The sequence below is a fragment of the Streptomyces recifensis genome, from assembly GCF_002154615.1.
Lineage (GTDB): Bacteria > Actinomycetota > Actinomycetes > Streptomycetales > Streptomycetaceae > Streptomyces > Streptomyces griseoluteus.
This window is the reverse complement of the sequence record NZ_MUNH01000469.1, coordinates 1-1,883: the sequence shown is the minus strand read 5'-3', so window position 1 is coordinate 1,883 and position 1,883 is coordinate 1. Positions and strand designations below refer to the sequence as shown.

Sequence of the window (1,883 nt, the reverse complement as noted above, 5' to 3'; positions counted from 1 at the left end):
CGCCGCGCCCGCCCCGGAGAAGTCCACCGAGGCCCCCGCGCCCCGGGCCGAGCCCCAGGGCGCCCGGAGCAACCTCGCCGAGACGGGCGGCAGTTCGGCCACCCCCTACATCGCGGGCGGTGCGCTGGCCCTGCTTCTGCTGGGCGGCGGCGCGGTGACGGTGGCCCGCAGGCGCCGGGGCTGAGGAGACCCGGCCGGGGGCTCAGCGCCGGACCAGCGCCAGCAGGCTCAGGCCGAACATCAGCACGCCCAGCGGGAGATGGACCGACGGCACGTGCGCGATGCCGAGCACGACCTGGACCGAGGCGAGCGCGAAGAAGCCCGAGGCGTGCCAGACGGGCCGGGTGGAGCCGCCGCCCGGCTTCCACGCCAGTACCGCCGCGAGCACGTACAGCATCGATGCTCCGTACATCACGCGGGCGCCGATGCCGTGCAGCGTCTCGCCATAGGACGCGGTGAGCAACAGCCCGGCCGAGACGGCCTGGAGGAAGATGGTCAGCGTCTGGAGGGCTACGGCGACGCGGAGGAACGTGGAGCCGTCGCAACGCGCGTCCGTCGTGGTCGTCACCTGAGTGGCCATGTCACGGTCCCCTTTTCCGCCCGTCGGGCAGCAGCTCGATAAGGTCTCACCAGTCCGACGACGCGGGCCCGCGAAAGGTATGGCGAGGGGGCGGCCACAAGCATGAGGGCGGTGGAGGACCGGGCCGAGCGGCGGCAACTGCTCAACGTGGCCTACCGGTTGCTCGGCTCGGTGACCGAGGCCGAGGACGCCGTGCAGGAGGCGTACGCGCGCTGGTACGGGCTGCCGGACGGCCGGCGGGCGGACATCCTGTCGCCCGGCGCCTGGCTGACCACGGTGACCGGACGGATCTGCCTGGACCTGCTGGGCTCGGCGCGGGCCCGCCGGGAGCGCTACGTCGGCGCCTGGCTGCCGGAGCCGCTGCCCGACCGCGCCGAGTGGGACGGTACGGGCGAGGCCGACCCCGCCGACCTGATCGTGCGGGACGAGTCGGTGGCGATGGCGTTCCTGGTCGTGCTGGAGTCGATGACACCGGCCGAACGGGTGGCGTTCGTGCTGCACGACGTCTTCCGGTACCCGTTCGCGGAGATCGCTGAGGTGCTCGGCCGGACCCCGGCGGCCTGCAAGCAGCTGGCCGCCTCCGCACGGCGCCGGGTGAGCGCCGCGCGGGCTCCGGCTCCGGTGCGGGCCGATGTGGTGCGGCGGGTGAAGGAGGCGTGGGAGAACAAGGACATCGCCGCCCTCGTCGGTCTCCTCGACCCGGCCGCCGTGATGACCGCCGACGGCGGTGGCATGGTCGGCGCCGTCCTGCGGCCGGTCGAGGGCGGCCCGCGCATCGCCCAGTACATGGCCGCGATCGCCGACCGCGCCCCGGGCCTCGAACTCCTGGAACGCTCGGTCAACGGCCTGCCCGGCCTGGTGGCCCGTCGCGACGGCGCGGTGGTCACCGTCGCCGCCTTCGAGGGCGACGGCGACCGCGTCACCCGGATCTGGGTGGTGCGCAACCCGGAGAAACTGCGGCCGTGGACACCTCAGCCGTCCTGAGTCAGCGCCGTGCGCAGCGCGTCGACGAACCCCGCCATCGTCGTCCGGTCCCGCACCGCCACCCGGAGCCAGTCCGGGCCCAGGCCCGGGAAGGTGTCGCCCCGGCGGACCGCGTAGCCCAGCTCGCGCAGGCGGTGCCGTACGCGCTGGGCGTCCGGCAGCTCCAGCAGGACGAAGGGGGCCTCCGCGGGGCCGGTGACCTTGAGGCCGTACCGGGCCAGCTCCGCCAACCCGGTGAGGAGATGGGCGCGGTCGGCGGCCGTGCGGTGGGCCGCGTGGGCCGCCTCGGCGAGGGCGCGGGGGGCCACGCAGGCGCGGG

General features: G+C 75.0%; 3 protein-coding genes and 1 pseudogene. 2 read left to right on the top strand and 2 right to left on the bottom strand.

The window, feature by feature from the left end; all coding sequences use genetic code 11:
* A partial coding sequence (locus CCN33_RS23010) for an LAETG motif-containing sortase-dependent surface protein (RefSeq protein WP_140394630.1) occupies positions 1-184 on the top strand: 184 nt, incomplete at its 5' end.
* Between the two features lie 18 nt (positions 185-202).
* Here the strand turns inward: CCN33_RS23010 and CCN33_RS23005 are convergent.
* A complete protein-coding gene (locus CCN33_RS23005; RefSeq protein ID WP_086695418.1) occupies positions 203-580 on the bottom strand; it encodes a hypothetical protein in 378 nt (125 codons plus the stop codon).
* A 102-nt stretch (positions 581-682) separates the two neighbouring features.
* Between CCN33_RS23005 and sigJ the strand changes: the two genes are divergently transcribed.
* Positions 683-1,564 carry an RNA polymerase sigma factor SigJ gene (gene sigJ, locus CCN33_RS23000; RefSeq protein WP_086695417.1) on the top strand — a complete coding sequence of 294 codons (882 nt, stop codon included), beginning with the start codon at positions 683-685 and terminating at the stop codon, positions 1,562-1,564.
* On the opposite strand, the pseudogene CCN33_RS22995 reads toward sigJ, so the two are convergent.
* Positions 1,552-1,883: pseudogene (locus CCN33_RS22995) on the bottom strand (Rv2231c family pyridoxal phosphate-dependent protein CobC); the annotation flags it as partial. The gene sigJ and the pseudogene CCN33_RS22995 sit on opposite strands and share 13 nt — an antisense overlap.

Coding starts and splice junctions, on each gene's coding strand:
- CCN33_RS23005 (WP_086695418.1), bottom strand. CDS start 580: ATGGCCACTCAGGTGACGACCACGACGGACGCGCGTTGCGACGGCTCC.
- sigJ (WP_086695417.1), top strand. CDS start 683: ATGAGGGCGGTGGAGGACCGGGCCGAGCGGCGGCAACTGCTCAACGTG.